The sequence below is a fragment of the Enterobacter sp. ECC-175 genome (genome assembly GCF_043968675.1).
GTDB lineage: Bacteria > Pseudomonadota > Gammaproteobacteria > Enterobacterales > Enterobacteriaceae > Enterobacter.
Map to the genome: position 1 here is coordinate 1 of NZ_CP143776.1, position 12,007 is coordinate 12,007.

General features: G+C 58.7%; 15 protein-coding genes. 7 read left to right on the forward strand and 8 right to left on the reverse strand.

Translation table 11 applies throughout. The features are described from left to right. Positions 1-591, forward strand: a complete 591-nt coding sequence (gene diaA, locus V1599_RS00005; RefSeq protein ID WP_003861754.1) for a DnaA initiator-associating protein DiaA — start codon at positions 1-3, stop codon at positions 589-591. Between the two features lie 9 nt (positions 592-600). Next, positions 601-1,176, forward strand: coding sequence for a division/outer membrane stress-associated lipid-binding lipoprotein (dolP, locus tag V1599_RS00010; protein ID WP_112010870.1), 576 nt, complete (start codon positions 601-603; stop codon positions 1,174-1,176). Between the two features lie 50 nt (positions 1,177-1,226). Here the strand turns inward: dolP and V1599_RS00015 are convergent, their stop codons facing one another. Both V1599_RS00015 and V1599_RS00020 read right to left on the reverse strand, forming a co-directional pair. After that, positions 1,227-2,264 (reverse strand): permease, encoded by a 1,038-nt coding sequence (locus tag V1599_RS00015; RefSeq protein WP_395300846.1) that lies wholly within the window; start codon positions 2,262-2,264, stop codon positions 1,227-1,229. 40 nt (positions 2,265-2,304) lie between these two features. Then, positions 2,305-2,949, reverse strand: coding sequence for an NAD(P)H-binding protein (locus tag V1599_RS00020; protein WP_146745758.1), 645 nt, complete (start codon positions 2,947-2,949; stop codon positions 2,305-2,307). Between the two features lie 128 nt (positions 2,950-3,077). On the opposite strand from V1599_RS00020, the gene V1599_RS00025 reads away from it, so the two are divergent. Next, on the forward strand, positions 3,078-3,596 hold the full coding sequence (locus V1599_RS00025; RefSeq protein ID WP_112010872.1) for a type 1 glutamine amidotransferase domain-containing protein: 519 nt from the start codon (positions 3,078-3,080) through the stop codon (positions 3,594-3,596). On the opposite strand, the gene V1599_RS00030 is transcribed toward V1599_RS00025, so the two are convergent. Further along, on the reverse strand, positions 3,576-4,010 hold the full coding sequence (locus tag V1599_RS00030; protein WP_112010873.1) for a YhbP family protein: 435 nt from the start codon (positions 4,008-4,010) through the stop codon (positions 3,576-3,578). The genes V1599_RS00025 and V1599_RS00030 overlap by 21 nt on opposite strands. Positions 4,011-4,024: 14 nt before the next feature. On the opposite strand from V1599_RS00030, the gene V1599_RS00035 reads away from it, so the two are divergent. Further along, a complete protein-coding gene (locus V1599_RS00035; protein ID WP_395300847.1) occupies positions 4,025-4,354 on the forward strand; it encodes a GIY-YIG nuclease family protein in 330 nt (109 codons plus the stop codon). On the opposite strand, the gene V1599_RS00040 is transcribed toward V1599_RS00035, so the two are convergent. Both V1599_RS00040 and V1599_RS00045 read right to left on the reverse strand, forming a co-directional pair. Continuing rightward, positions 4,341-4,844 carry a GNAT family N-acetyltransferase gene (locus V1599_RS00040; RefSeq protein ID WP_112010875.1) on the reverse strand — a complete coding sequence of 168 codons (504 nt, stop codon included), beginning with the start codon at positions 4,842-4,844 and terminating at the stop codon, positions 4,341-4,343. The genes V1599_RS00035 and V1599_RS00040 overlap by 14 nt on opposite strands. Beyond that, positions 4,838-5,362, reverse strand: a complete 525-nt coding sequence (locus V1599_RS00045; RefSeq protein ID WP_297116601.1) for an SCP2 domain-containing protein — start codon at positions 5,360-5,362, stop codon at positions 4,838-4,840. The genes V1599_RS00040 and V1599_RS00045 overlap by 7 nt, the downstream gene beginning before the upstream one ends. Positions 5,363-5,582: 220 nt before the next feature. Between V1599_RS00045 and V1599_RS00050 the strand changes: the two genes are divergently transcribed. The 3 genes from V1599_RS00050 (at position 5,583) to V1599_RS00060 (ending at position 8,550) form a co-directional block, all read left to right on the forward strand. Further along, positions 5,583-6,578, forward strand: coding sequence for a peptidase U32 family protein (locus V1599_RS00050; protein ID WP_297116604.1), 996 nt, complete (start codon positions 5,583-5,585; stop codon positions 6,576-6,578). A gap of 7 nt (positions 6,579-6,585) precedes the next feature. Next, positions 6,586-7,464 carry a U32 family peptidase gene (locus V1599_RS00055; protein ID WP_395300848.1) on the forward strand — a complete coding sequence of 293 codons (879 nt, stop codon included), beginning with the start codon at positions 6,586-6,588 and terminating at the stop codon, positions 7,462-7,464. A gap of 78 nt (positions 7,465-7,542) precedes the next feature. After that, a complete protein-coding gene (locus V1599_RS00060) occupies positions 7,543-8,550 on the forward strand; it encodes a luciferase-like monooxygenase (RefSeq protein WP_297116610.1) in 1,008 nt (335 codons plus the stop codon). 56 nt (positions 8,551-8,606) lie between these two features. On the opposite strand, the gene mtr is transcribed toward V1599_RS00060, so the two are convergent. The 3 genes from mtr to yrbN form a co-directional block, all read right to left on the reverse strand. Further along, the gene (gene mtr / locus V1599_RS00065) at positions 8,607-9,851 is read right to left on the reverse strand and encodes a tryptophan permease (RefSeq protein ID WP_112010880.1); all 1,245 of its coding nucleotides are present in this window, start codon (positions 9,849-9,851) and stop codon (positions 8,607-8,609) included. Positions 9,852-9,993: 142 nt separating this feature from the next. Continuing rightward, positions 9,994-11,889, reverse strand: coding sequence for a DEAD/DEAH family ATP-dependent RNA helicase (locus V1599_RS00070; protein WP_112010881.1), 1,896 nt, complete (start codon positions 11,887-11,889; stop codon positions 9,994-9,996). Next, positions 11,882-11,962, reverse strand: a complete 81-nt coding sequence (gene yrbN / locus V1599_RS00075; protein WP_097397692.1) for a protein YrbN — start codon at positions 11,960-11,962, stop codon at positions 11,882-11,884. Before yrbN ends, V1599_RS00070 begins: the two co-directional genes overlap by 8 nt. Positions 11,963-12,007: the final 45 nt, after the last annotated feature.

Sequence of the window (12,007 nt, forward strand, 5' to 3'; positions counted from 1 at the left end):
GTGCTCGAACGAATTAAAGTGTGCTTCACAGAAAGCATTCAAACGCAGATTGCCGCAGCGGAGGCGCTTCCAGACGCGATCTCGCGCGCGGCCATGACGCTGGTACAGTCTCTGCTGAACGGTAACAAAATCCTCTGTTGTGGCAACGGTACGTCGGCCGCCAACGCACAGCATTTTGCTGCCAGCATGATCAATCGTTTTGAAACAGAACGTCCAAGTTTACCCGCCATTGCACTTAATACCGATAATGTGGTCTTAACAGCGATTGCAAACGATCGCCTGCACGACGAAATATACGCAAAGCAGGTGCGCGCCTTAGGCCATGCCGGAGACGTGCTGCTGGCGATTTCCACTCGCGGGAACAGCCGTGACATCGTCAAAGCCGTTGAAGCCGCCGTGACCCGCGATATGACCATCGTTGCCTTAACCGGCTATGACGGCGGCGAGCTGGCGGGCCTTTTGGGGCCGCAGGACGTGGAGATCCGCATTCCGTCTCACCGCAGCGCGCGCATTCAGGAAATGCATATGCTGACGGTGAACTGCTTATGCGATTTGATCGATAACACGCTTTTCCCTCACCAGGATGATTAAGGAGTTCTCATGAAGGCTTTATCGACCCTCGCAGTCCTCACGTCTGCGCTGTTACTTCAGGGATGCATCGCTGCGGCCGTTGTGGGCACCGCGGCCGTGGGCACCAAGGCCGCGACCGACCCGCGTACCGTGGGTACCCAGGTGGACGACGGTACGCTGGAGCTGCGCGTTAACAGCGCGCTGTCGAAAGACGAACAGATTAAGAAAGAAGCGCGCATCAACGTGACGGCTTACCAGGGCAAAGTGCTGCTGGCGGGCCAGGCACCGAACATGGATCTCGCCAGCCGTGCGAAACAGATAGCCATGGGCGTAGAGGGCACCACGGAAGTCTTCAATGAAATCCGACAGGGCCAGCCGATCAGCCTGGGCACCGCGTCATCTGATACCTGGATCACCACCAAAGTGCGCTCCCAGCTGCTGGGCTCTGACCAGGTGAAATCCTCTAACGTGAAGGTGACCACCGAGAACGGTGAAGTGTTCCTGCTGGGTCTGGTAACCGATCGCGAAGGGAAAGCGGCGGCGGATATCGCCAGTCGGGTGAGCGGCGTGAAGCACGTCACCACCGCGTTTACCTACATCAAGTAATCAACACCTGAACGCAGGCCCGGTAAGCGCTCGCGCTACCGGGCTTTTTTTTACAGCAGCGCAATACTTCCCACAATGACTCCGCTTAACGCCACCAGACCCGCGGTCAGCCACAGCGCTTTTGCCGGGAATGACTTGCGCAGCATAATTAGCGACGGCAGGCTTACCGCAGGCAGCGTGATTAACAGCGCTAGCGCAGGCGCGGTGCCCATTCCGGCTAACATCATGGTCTGTACAATCGGGATTTCCGCGGCGGTCGGGATCACAAACAGGCAGCCCGCAACCGCCATTGCCACCACCCACATAAGCGTATTGTCGATAGCGCCGTCCGCGTGCGGGAACAGCCACACGCGCGCGGCCCCAAGCACCAGCACCGCCAGGATATAAACCGGGATCGTGCTCCAGAAAAGCTGCCACAGCGCCTTACCCCAGCGCGCGAAGAAGCCGCCCTGCGGTTCGCTGATGTCCAGCTCAACGGTTGCAGGCTCCATCGGGCTCTCCTTCACCAGCTTTTGCACCAGCGACGCCACGATAAGCACCGTCAGCAGCCCTGCTACCAGGCGAATAAACGCGAAATACCAGCCCAGCACAAAGCCCATAAACACCAGCGTTGCCGGGTTGAGCAGCGGGTTGCCCATCCAGAACGCCAGCGCCCCGCCCATCGAGACGCGCTGGCGGCGCATGCCCGCGGTGACGGGCGCGGCGCAGCAGGAGCACATCATGCCCGGAAGCGAGAAAATTGTGCCCAAAAGCGTGCCCTGAAAGCGCGGCTGCCCAAGGGTTTTAATCAGCCAGGTGCGCGGGATCAGCACCTGAATCAGGGAGCCTAAAATCACGCCGAGCACGGCCGCCTTCCAGACGGCAAGGAAATAGACCACGGCATAATCCCACGCCGCCTGCAGCGGGCTGGAATCAGACTGAGCGAGAATGGATTTACCGATGCTGTGGGTGTCGGCGGCGGTGAAGGCTTTGCCGTAATACGGCTGCCATTTCACGTACCAGAGGCCAATAATGACCACAAGAAAGAAGAGCGCGGGCTTCCACCATTGAACAGGTGTTACCGCCTGAGATGAAGACTGACCAGTCATAGCATTCCCCGGAGAGTGTTGTTTAATTAGCCGGGGGAGTTTACGCCTCGCCCTGTGCGATTTCACGCAGTTTTGCTGACGGGATAATATTCACCCCTTCCTGCGACGGCGAAAGCGCCTCTTTCAGCATCGCGCGCGCCACGTCCCGCGCCTCGATGGACTTCCAGTTGCCGGGGAAAATGCGAAACAGCGGGGCAAAAATAGACTCGTTAACGCGCCGCTTGTCGCGGTGCCCGAGCAGCATCGACGGGCGCACAATCGTCAGGCGCTCCCACTTCTGGGCGATCAGCGCCTCTTCCATTTTGCCTTTCACCTTGTTGTAGAAGAACGGCGAGCTGGCGTTGGCCCCCATGGAGCTGACCACGAGGAAATGCTTCGCGCCGAGCCTTTTCGCCGTCAGGGCCGTATCCACCACCAGCGTGTAGTCCGCGTGGACAAAGGCCTCTTTGCTGCCCGCCTCGCGTCGGGTTGTTCCAAGGCAGCAGAACGCAATATCAATCGGGTCCTGCACCTGCGCAAGCGCGTCGGTAAGCTGGGGATCGTGCGGGTTGAAAACGCCGGACACGTCGGCCAGCGGGCGACGCGTGGGGGCCGCAATAAAGTTCACCCGGCGATCCTGAATCAGCAGCCGCAACAGGTGATCGCCCACCAGCCCGGTGGCGCCCGTTATTAATACCTGGCTCATGTTATCTCCTTTACAGAATTGTCCGTTTGCGATTTCAGCCTGCTCTACCACACTTAACAGTCTGTTACCGGTAAGTATTTACCACAAACGGGAAAAAAACAGTCTGAAGCGAAAACAACGGAGGAACCATGGGTAAAAAAATCGCAGTCTTGATTACCGACGAGTTTGAAGATTCAGAATTTACGTCGCCAGCCGAGGCGTTTCGCAAGGCGGGACATGAGGTCATCACCATCGAGAAAGAGGCGGGCAAAACGGTGACGGGCCATAAGGGCGAAGCGAAAGTCACCATTGACGAAACCATCGACAGCGTGAGCCCGTCTGACTTCGACGCCCTGCTGCTCCCTGGCGGCCATTCGCCGGATTCGCTGCGCGGGGACGATCGTTTCGTTACCTTTACCCGCGACTTTGTCGCGACCGGAAAACCGGTATTTGCCATCTGCCACGGCCCGCAGCTGCTGATCAGCGCTGACGTGGTGCGCGGGCGCAAGCTCACCGCCGTGAAGCCGATCGTAATCGATCTGAAAAACGCGGGGGCGGAGTTTTACGATCAGGAGGTGGTCAACGACAAAGATCAGCTGATCACCAGCCGCACCCCGGACGATCTCCCGGCGTTTAACCGCGAAGCGCTACGCCTGCTCGGCGCGTAGCCAGTGTAGCTTCTTGCCAAAGCCCAGGGTGTTGTCGGTAAATTTGAGCTCATCAAGGCGGATTTCCCACACCGGGGCTTTTAGCGCAGCGGCAACGGGGAAGCGGCGCGTGTAGCGTTTACGCGGCGCATCGCTCTCTTCTTCACCCAGACGGCGGATCTCACCTTTGAACTGCACGCCGCGGATCAACGCCACCGTTTTCGGCTGGCCGTTGACCGTACCCGCCACGTTCGCCTGCTGACCGGTCATCTGGGCATGACGCGTTTTGTCTTCGCTCATGACATAAAACGCGACTCGCTCCGGGTCGTAGTAGTAGAACGCGTTCGCGCACCACATTTCCCCTTCATCGTACACGCACCAGGTCACAACGTGCTGCTTCGCCAGCCAGCGGCTAATGGCGTCCAGTGTTTCCATTTTTGCTCCCTCTCATGCTATGGTGCACTCACCTTAACATACTGAATATGCCTACCGTGTGCTGGTTTCTCTATCTCGTCCGTACCGCGGATAACTCACTGTATACCGGAATTACGACCGACGTCGCGCGGCGTTTCCTGCAGCATCAGACGGGGAAAGGGGCAAAGGCGCTGCGGGGGAAAGGCGAGCTTCAGCTGGCGTTTTCAGCGCCCGCAGGAGATAAATCGATGGCGCTCAGGCTGGAATACCGCATCAAGCAGCTGACGAAGCGCCAGAAAGAGCGTCTCGTTAGCGGAGACGGCACCTTTGAGGCGCTGCGCGAGAGCCTGGTTAAAAGCGATTGAAGTGGTCGTGATACTCAACGAGCCCGCTCACGCCGCTCAGCGCGTCATCCGCCAGACGATGCACCTGGAAGGCGGATTCGGTACCCGGCCAGCGGCAGCGCAAATCGTACTGCGCCGCCGGCTCAAAGCCTAAACGGCCATAGAACGCCGGATCGCCCAGCGCAACAACGGCCGCATAGCCAAACTCGTTGAGCGAATCCAGCCCTTCGAAGACCAGCTGGCGCGCCAGCCCCTGTCCGCGATAGTTTTCATCGACCGCCAGCGGGGCCATTCCGACCCACTGAAGATCCTCGCCCTGAACGAGCACAGGGCTAAAGGCAACGTAGCCGACCACCTGACCTTCGTCATCGGTGGCCACCAGCCCCAGCGTGATCAGACCATCTTCACGGAGATCGTGGACCAGTTGAGCTTCGGCATCGCTCGCGAAGGCGCGGCGCAACAGTGCATCGATACCCGGGGCATCAATCCCAATTTCGACTCGAATCAGCATGGCTCACCTACTGAAGTGTGTTTACCGTCCGGCGGGGTTTTCAGCCCGGCCTCAACAAAATCTGCCATTTGCATCAACATCATGCGCAGCGCTTTCGGCATCTGCTCCAGCTCAATGGCATCCATTAAATTCTTAACGTACAGGCCAAGCTCCGTATCGCCTTCAATGACCAGACGGCGCTGGAAGAAGAGCGTATCCGGGTCCTGCTTGCGCGCGGCAATCATCAGCAGATCGCTGGCGTTGGCGCTGAAGCTGACGTCCGCCTCGGCGGATTCGCGTACGATCAGCTGATCGTTTTCCACGGAGGTAAACCAGCGCAGCCCGATATCACGCACGTGAATACTCAGCCAGCGCCCTTCCAGAAACGCCAGCTCACCGTCCTGCAGCGCCTGGCGGAACTGCCAGCTCAGTACCTGCTCCAGCACCTGGCGTTTTAGCGCAAACGGCGCCAGCTTGACCGGCACGCTCAGCATTGATGGGCCAAATTGTACGAGACGCGAACGCAGTTTATCCAGCACGAGCTTTACTCCCTGATATCTATAGTCCCGTTATTTTGCCATATCCCCGGCGGAACATAGCGGCATAAATCAACAAACCGACGTCCGGCTTACTCCATTATTGGTGTCATCAATACGCCATTAGCTGCCTTAAATCAAAAATTGTCGCCTGGGGGTTAATTAAAATCCCAGCTCGTTAACAATTTTGCGATCGCTTCGATCGTCAACAGCAGGAAACATTATGGAGCTGCTCTGCCCTGCCGGAAACCTTCCGGCGCTTAAGGCGGCCATCGAAAATGGGGCCGACGCGGTCTACATCGGGCTAAAGGATGACACCAACGCCCGCCATTTTGCTGGCCTAAACTTTACGGAGAAAAAGCTTCAGGAAGCCGTTACCTTCGTTCACCAGCATCGCCGCAAGCTGCATATCGCCATTAACACCTTCGCCCATCCTGACGGCTACGCCCGCTGGCAGCGCGCGGTGGATATGGCGGCACAGCTGGGTGCGGATGCGCTGATCCTGGCCGACCTCGCCATGCTTGAGTATGCGGCAGAACGCTACCCGCATATTGAGCGCCACGTCTCCGTTCAGGCTTCCGCCACGAACGAAGAGGCCGTGCGTTTTTATCACCGTCATTTTGACGTGGCCCGCGTGGTGCTCCCACGCGTGCTCTCCATTCATCAGGTGAAGCAGCTCGCGCGCGTCACGCCCGTTCCGCTGGAAGTCTTCGCCTTTGGCAGCCTGTGCATCATGGCCGAAGGCCGGTGCTATCTCTCGTCCTATTTAACCGGCGAATCGCCTAACACCGTTGGGGCGTGCTCGCCTGCCCGCTTTGTTCGCTGGCAGCAAACGCCGCAGGGGCTGGAGTCGCGCCTGAACGACGTGCTGATCGACCGCTATCAGGACGGCGAAAACGCGGGCTACCCTACCCTGTGCAAAGGCCGCTACCTGGTGGACGGCGAGCGCTATCACGCGCTGGAAGAGCCGACCAGCCTGAACACGCTGGAGCTTTTGCCGGAGCTGCTGGCCGCCAACATCGCGTCGGTGAAAATTGAAGGACGCCAGCGCAGCCCGGCCTACGTGAGCCAGGTGGCGAAAGTGTGGCGTCAGGCGATCGACCGCTGCATGGCCGACCCGCAGAACTACGCCGCGCAGCCCGCGTGGATGGAGACGCTGGGCGCCATGTCTGAAGGCACCCAAACCACGCTCGGCGCGTATCACCGTAAATGGCAGTGAGATAACCATGAAATATTCATTAGGGCCGGTGCTGTACTACTGGCCAAAAGAGACGCTGGAAGACTTTTACCAGCAGGCGGCCGCCAGCAGCGCCGACGTGATTTATCTCGGCGAGGCCGTGTGCAGCAAGCGCCGGGCCACCAAAGTGGGCGACTGGCTGGATATGGCGAAAAGCCTGGCAGGAAGCGGCAAGCAGGTAGTGCTCTCGACGCTCGCGCTGGTACAGGCCTCTTCCGAGCTGGGCGAGCTGAAGCGCTACGTTGAGAACGGCGAGTTCCTGCTGGAAGCGAGCGATCTCGGCGTAGTGAACCTATGCGCCGAACGCAATCTGCCGTTCGTCGCGGGGCATGCGCTAAACTGCTACAACGCGGTTACGCTGCGCCTGCTGCTGAAGCAGGGCATGACGCGCTGGTGTATGCCGGTCGAACTCTCCCGCGACTGGCTGGTTAACCTGCTGGACCAGTGCGACGCGCTGGGCATCCGCGATCGGTTTGAGGTAGAAGTGCTGAGCTACGGCCATCTTCCACTGGCCTACTCTGCCCGATGCTTTACCGCGCGTTCCGAAGATCGCCCGAAAGACGAGTGCGAGACCTGCTGCATTAAGTATCCGAACGGGCGCAGCATGCTGTCGCAGGAGAACCAGCAGGTGTTTGTGCTGAACGGCATTCAGACCATGAGCGGCTATGTTTACAACCTGGGCAACGAGCTGGCGTCGATGGACGGCCTGGTGGACGTGGTGCGCTTATCCCCGCTGGATAACAGCGTGTTTGCGATGCTTGACGCCTTCCGCGCTAACGAAAATGGAGCGGCACCGCTGCCGTTAACCGCCAACAGCGACTGTAACGGCTACTGGAAACGCCTCGCCGGGTTAGAATTACAGGCGTAAAAAAAGCTCACTTTGTTAACAGCGTGTTCGCATTTTTAATGCACTATTAAAGATACGCTGTCGACAAAGTGAGCTGCTATGACTGATAAAACCATTCCGTTCTCGGTGCTGGATCTGGCGCCGATCCCTCAGGGCTCCTCGGCTCGAGACGCCTTTTCACACTCTCTCGATCTCGCTCAACTGGCCGAAAAGCGCGGCTATCACCGCTACTGGCTGGCGGAGCACCACAACATGGTGGGCATCGCCAGCGCCGCAACCTCGGTGCTGATCGGCTATCTGGCCGCAAACACCACGACGCTTCACCTCGGCTCCGGCGGCGTAATGCTGCCGAACCACGCTCCGCTGGTGATTGCCGAACAGTTCGGCACCCTGAATACGCTCTACCCTGGCCGTATCGATCTTGGACTTGGCCGCGCGCCGGGCAGCGATCAGCCGACTATGCGTGCGCTGCGTCGACATATGAGCGGCGATATCGATAACTTCCCGCGCGACGTGGCGGAGCTGGTGGACTGGTTCGACGCGCGCGATCCTAACCCGCACGTGCGCCCGGTGCCGGGCTACGGTGAGAAGATCCCGGTGTGGCTGCTGGGTTCCAGCCTGTATAGCGCGCAGCTTGCCGCCCAGCTTGGGCTGCCGTTTGCGTTTGCCTCGCACTTCGCGCCGGATATGCTGCACCAGGCGCTGCATCTGTACCGTACCCACTTCAAGCCGTCCGCGCGGCTGGAGAAGCCGTACGCGATGGTGTGTATCAATATCATTGCCGCCGACAGCAACCGCGATGCGGAATTCCTGTTCACCTCAATGCAGCAGGCGTTCATGAAGCTGCGCCGCGGGGAGACGGGCCAGCTTCCGCCGCCGGTGGAAAATATGCATCAGCTGTGGTCTGCGTCAGAGCAGTATGGCGTGCAGCAGGCGCTGAGCATGTCCCTGGTCGGTGATAAGACAAAAGTGCGTCACGGGCTGGAAGCGGTGCTGCGCGAGACGCAGGCGGACGAAATTATGGTTAACGGCCAGATTTTCGATCATCAGGCGCGCCTGCACTCGTTCGATCTGGCGATGCAGGTGAAAGAGGAGTTGGTGGGGTAGTTTTTGCTTTTCTCCCTCTCCCTGTGGAAGAGGGAGAGGGGTTTAAACCGCACGCTTTACTGATACACAGGCAGCAGATTGAAACTCGACAGCACGTGTACCACCGCGTTGCCGATGCCGAACACCAGTATCAGCACAATCATCGGCTTACCGCCCCAGACGCGGAACGTCGGGCTACCAAAGCGTTTACGCGACTTTCGCGCCAGCAGCGCCGGCACAACGGCAGCCCAGACGGTGGCGGCCAGTCCTGCATAGCCGATGGCATACAGGAAGCCGTTCGGCCACAGCAGGCCCCCTAAAATCGGCGGCAGGAAGGTCAACAGCGCGGTTTTGAAGCGGCCCAGCGCGGAATCATCAAAGCCAAACAGATCGGCAAGATAGTCAAACAGGCCGAGCGTCACGCCGAGGAAAGAGCTCGCCACCGCAAAGTTGGAGAACACCACCAGCAGTAAATCCAGGCTGCGGCTGTTCAGCACGCCGCTCAGCGCCTGCACCAGCACATCAATGTTGCCACCCTTCTGCGCTATGCCGATAAATGCCGGACGCGGGATGTTGCCCATCGTCCCCAGCAGCCAAATCACATACAGCCCCAGCGCCAGCAGCGTGCCGTAGACCAGGCATTTCACAATGGTGCGCGGGTCTTTACCGTAGTATTTCATCAGGCTTGGCACGTTGCCGTGGTAGCCGAACGACGCCAGACAAAACGGCAGAGTCATCAGCAGGTACGGCGTGTAAGAGGCGTTGGTCTCCGCCACGTTGAACAGCGTGGTCGGCGTGACGTGCCCCAGCAGGCTGCCGAAGGTCAGGAAGAAGGTAATCACCTTGGCGCCCAGCACGATCGCCGTCATGCGGCTGACCGCTTTGGTGCTCATCCAGACAATAAACGCCACGCCCAGCGCGAAGCATAGCCCGGCCAGACGCGCAGGGACGTTCAGCGACATCTCCGAGAAGGTGTGGTGCAGAATCGAGCCGCTCGCCGAGATATAGGCGTAGGTCAGAATGTAGAGCACAAACGCGATGGATATGCCGTTAATCAGATTCCAGCGTTTGCCCAGCAGGTCTTTTGTGATGGTGTCGAAGCTTGAGCCAATGCGGTAGTTCAGGTTGGCTTCGAGGATCATCAGCCCGGAATGCAGCATGCAGAACCAGGTAAAGACCAGCGCCGCCAGCGACCAGAAGAACCACGCCCCGGACATGACCACGGGCAGGGAGAACATCCCAGCACCAATGATGGTTCCGCCGATAATCACCACGCCGCCAAGCAGCGAAGGTGACGTTTGGGTGGTGGTAAGTGTCGCCATACAGCCTTTTCTCCAGTCAATAATGCGGTGACGCATGTTAATGTGCAGCACTGTACCAGTACAAGAGTACAAAAGAAATAAAAAAAGCCCCGATAGCGTTTATCGGGGCTGTATATTTTACTTTACGTCAGAAGCGTAAGGCTTACGCGTCACCGAAACGACGACGGCTGGTGCCTTCTTCGCGACGCGGGCCGCGGTTTTCACGGCGTTCGCCGGAGAAACGACGACCTTCACCACCGCGACCTTCGCTGCGACCGCCTTCACGACGCTCGCCACCGAAGCTGCGGCCACCGCCACGACGTTCGCCACCGCGGTCAGGACGCGGCTGCGCATCGCCCATCAGCTGCATGTTCATCGGCTTGTTCAGGATGCGGGTGCGGGTAAAGTGCTGCAGAACCTCGCCCGGCATGCCTTTTGGCAGCTCAATGGTAGAGTGGGATGCGAACAGCTTGATGTTACCGATGTAACGGCTGCTGATGTCGCCTTCGTTAGCGATCGCGCCAACGATATGACGCACTTCAACGCCATCATCACGGCCCACTTCAATGCGGTACAGTTCCATATCGCCAGCGTCACGACGCTCGCGACGTGGACGGTCTTCACCACCACGCTCTGGACGGTCACCGCGCGGGCCACGGTCGTTACGGTCGCCACGACGTTCGAAACGATCGTCACGGTCACGGAACTCACGCTTAGGACGCATCGGCGCATCTGGTGGCACGATCAGGCTACGTTCGCCCTGCGCCATTTTCAGCAGTGCTGCGGCCAGAGTTTCCATGTCCAGCTCTTCGCCTTCAGCGGTTGGCTGAATCTGCGACAGCAGCGCACGGTACTGGTCCAGATCGCTGCTTTCCAGCTGCTGCTGTACTTTCGCGGCGAATTTCTCCAGGCGGCGTTTGCCCAGCAGCTCTGCGTTTGGCAGGTCGGCTTCTGGAATGGTCAGCTTCATGGTGCGTTCGATGTTACGCAGCAGACGACGCTCGCGGTTCTCAACGAACAGCAGCGCACGACCCGCACGGCCCGCACGACCGGTACGACCGATACGGTGAACGTAAGATTCGGAATCCATTGGGATGTCGTAGTTCACAACCAGGCTGATACGCTCAACGTCCAGACCACGTGCTGCCACGTCGGTTGCAATCAGGATATCCAGACGACCGTCTTTCAGACGCTCCAGAGTCTGCTCGCGCAGGGCCTGGTTCATGTCGCCGTTCAGCGCTGCGCTGTTGTAGCCGCTACGCTCCAGGGCTTCAGCCACTTCCAGAGTCGCGTTTTTGGTACGAACGAAGATAATCGCCGCATCAAAATCTTCCGCTTCCAGGAAACGTACCAGCGCTTCGTTTTTGCGCATGCCGTACACAGACCAGTAGCTCTGGCTGATGTCAGGACGCGTGGTAACGCTGGACTGAATGCGCACTTCCTGCGGCTCTTTCATGAAGCGGCGGGTAATGCGGCGAATCGCTTCTGGCATGGTGGCAGAGAACAGAGCGGTCTGATGACCTTCTGGGATCTGCGCCATGATGGTTTCTACGTCTTCGATGAAGCCCATACGCAGCATTTCATCTGCTTCATCCAGTACCAGACCGCTCAGCTTAGAGAGGTCCAGAGTACCGCGCTTCAGGTGATCCAACAGACGACCCGGCGTACCGACAACGATCTGTGGGCCCTGGCGCAGGGCGCGTAACTGCACGTCATAACGCTGGCCGCCGTACAGGGCTACCACGTTTACGCCGCGCATATGTTTAGAAAATTCCGTCATTGCTTCGCCAACCTGAACAGCCAGTTCACGGGTTGGAGCCAGGACGAGGATCTGCGGAGCACGCAGGTCCGGATCAATGTTGTTCAGCAGCGGCAGCGAGAACGCCGCAGTTTTACCGCTACCAGTCTGGGCCATGCCCAGCACGTCACGACCAGAAAGCAGGTGTGGGATACACTCAGCCTGGATCGGAGATGGTTTTTCGTAACCCAGATCGTTAAGGGCTTCAAGGATAGGAGCCTTCAGGCCCAGATCTGCAAAAGTGGTTTCGAATTCAGCCATGTAGTACAAGTGCCTCGATATTAATGGCGGCCAGTCTACTTAGCTCATCGTGAAAATGATTAGCAATTTTCATTGAAAAGTGTGAACCGGCTCAAAGTAGGTGTATTGACGAACAACA

Coding starts and splice junctions, on each gene's coding strand:
- V1599_RS00035 (WP_395300847.1), top strand. CDS start 4,025: ATGCTATGGTGCACTCACCTTAACATACTGAATATGCCTACCGTGTGC.
- V1599_RS00060 (WP_297116610.1), top strand. CDS start 7,543: ATGACTGATAAAACCATTCCGTTCTCGGTGCTGGATCTGGCGCCGATC.
- V1599_RS00050 (WP_297116604.1), top strand. CDS start 5,583: ATGGAGCTGCTCTGCCCTGCCGGAAACCTTCCGGCGCTTAAGGCGGCC.
- V1599_RS00040 (WP_112010875.1), bottom strand. CDS start 4,844: ATGCTGATTCGAGTCGAAATTGGGATTGATGCCCCGGGTATCGATGCA.
- V1599_RS00025 (WP_112010872.1), top strand. CDS start 3,078: ATGGGTAAAAAAATCGCAGTCTTGATTACCGACGAGTTTGAAGATTCA.
- V1599_RS00055 (WP_395300848.1), top strand. CDS start 6,586: ATGAAATATTCATTAGGGCCGGTGCTGTACTACTGGCCAAAAGAGACG.
- V1599_RS00020 (WP_146745758.1), bottom strand. CDS start 2,949: ATGAGCCAGGTATTAATAACGGGCGCCACCGGGCTGGTGGGCGATCAC.
- V1599_RS00030 (WP_112010873.1), bottom strand. CDS start 4,010: ATGGAAACACTGGACGCCATTAGCCGCTGGCTGGCGAAGCAGCACGTT.
- V1599_RS00070 (WP_112010881.1), bottom strand. CDS start 11,889: ATGGCTGAATTCGAAACCACTTTTGCAGATCTGGGCCTGAAGGCTCCT.
- mtr (WP_112010880.1), bottom strand. CDS start 9,851: ATGGCGACACTTACCACCACCCAAACGTCACCTTCGCTGCTTGGCGGC.
- yrbN (WP_097397692.1), bottom strand. CDS start 11,962: ATGAAAATTGCTAATCATTTTCACGATGAGCTAAGTAGACTGGCCGCC.
- V1599_RS00015 (WP_395300846.1), bottom strand. CDS start 2,264: ATGACTGGTCAGTCTTCATCTCAGGCGGTAACACCTGTTCAATGGTGG.
- dolP (WP_112010870.1), top strand. CDS start 601: ATGAAGGCTTTATCGACCCTCGCAGTCCTCACGTCTGCGCTGTTACTT.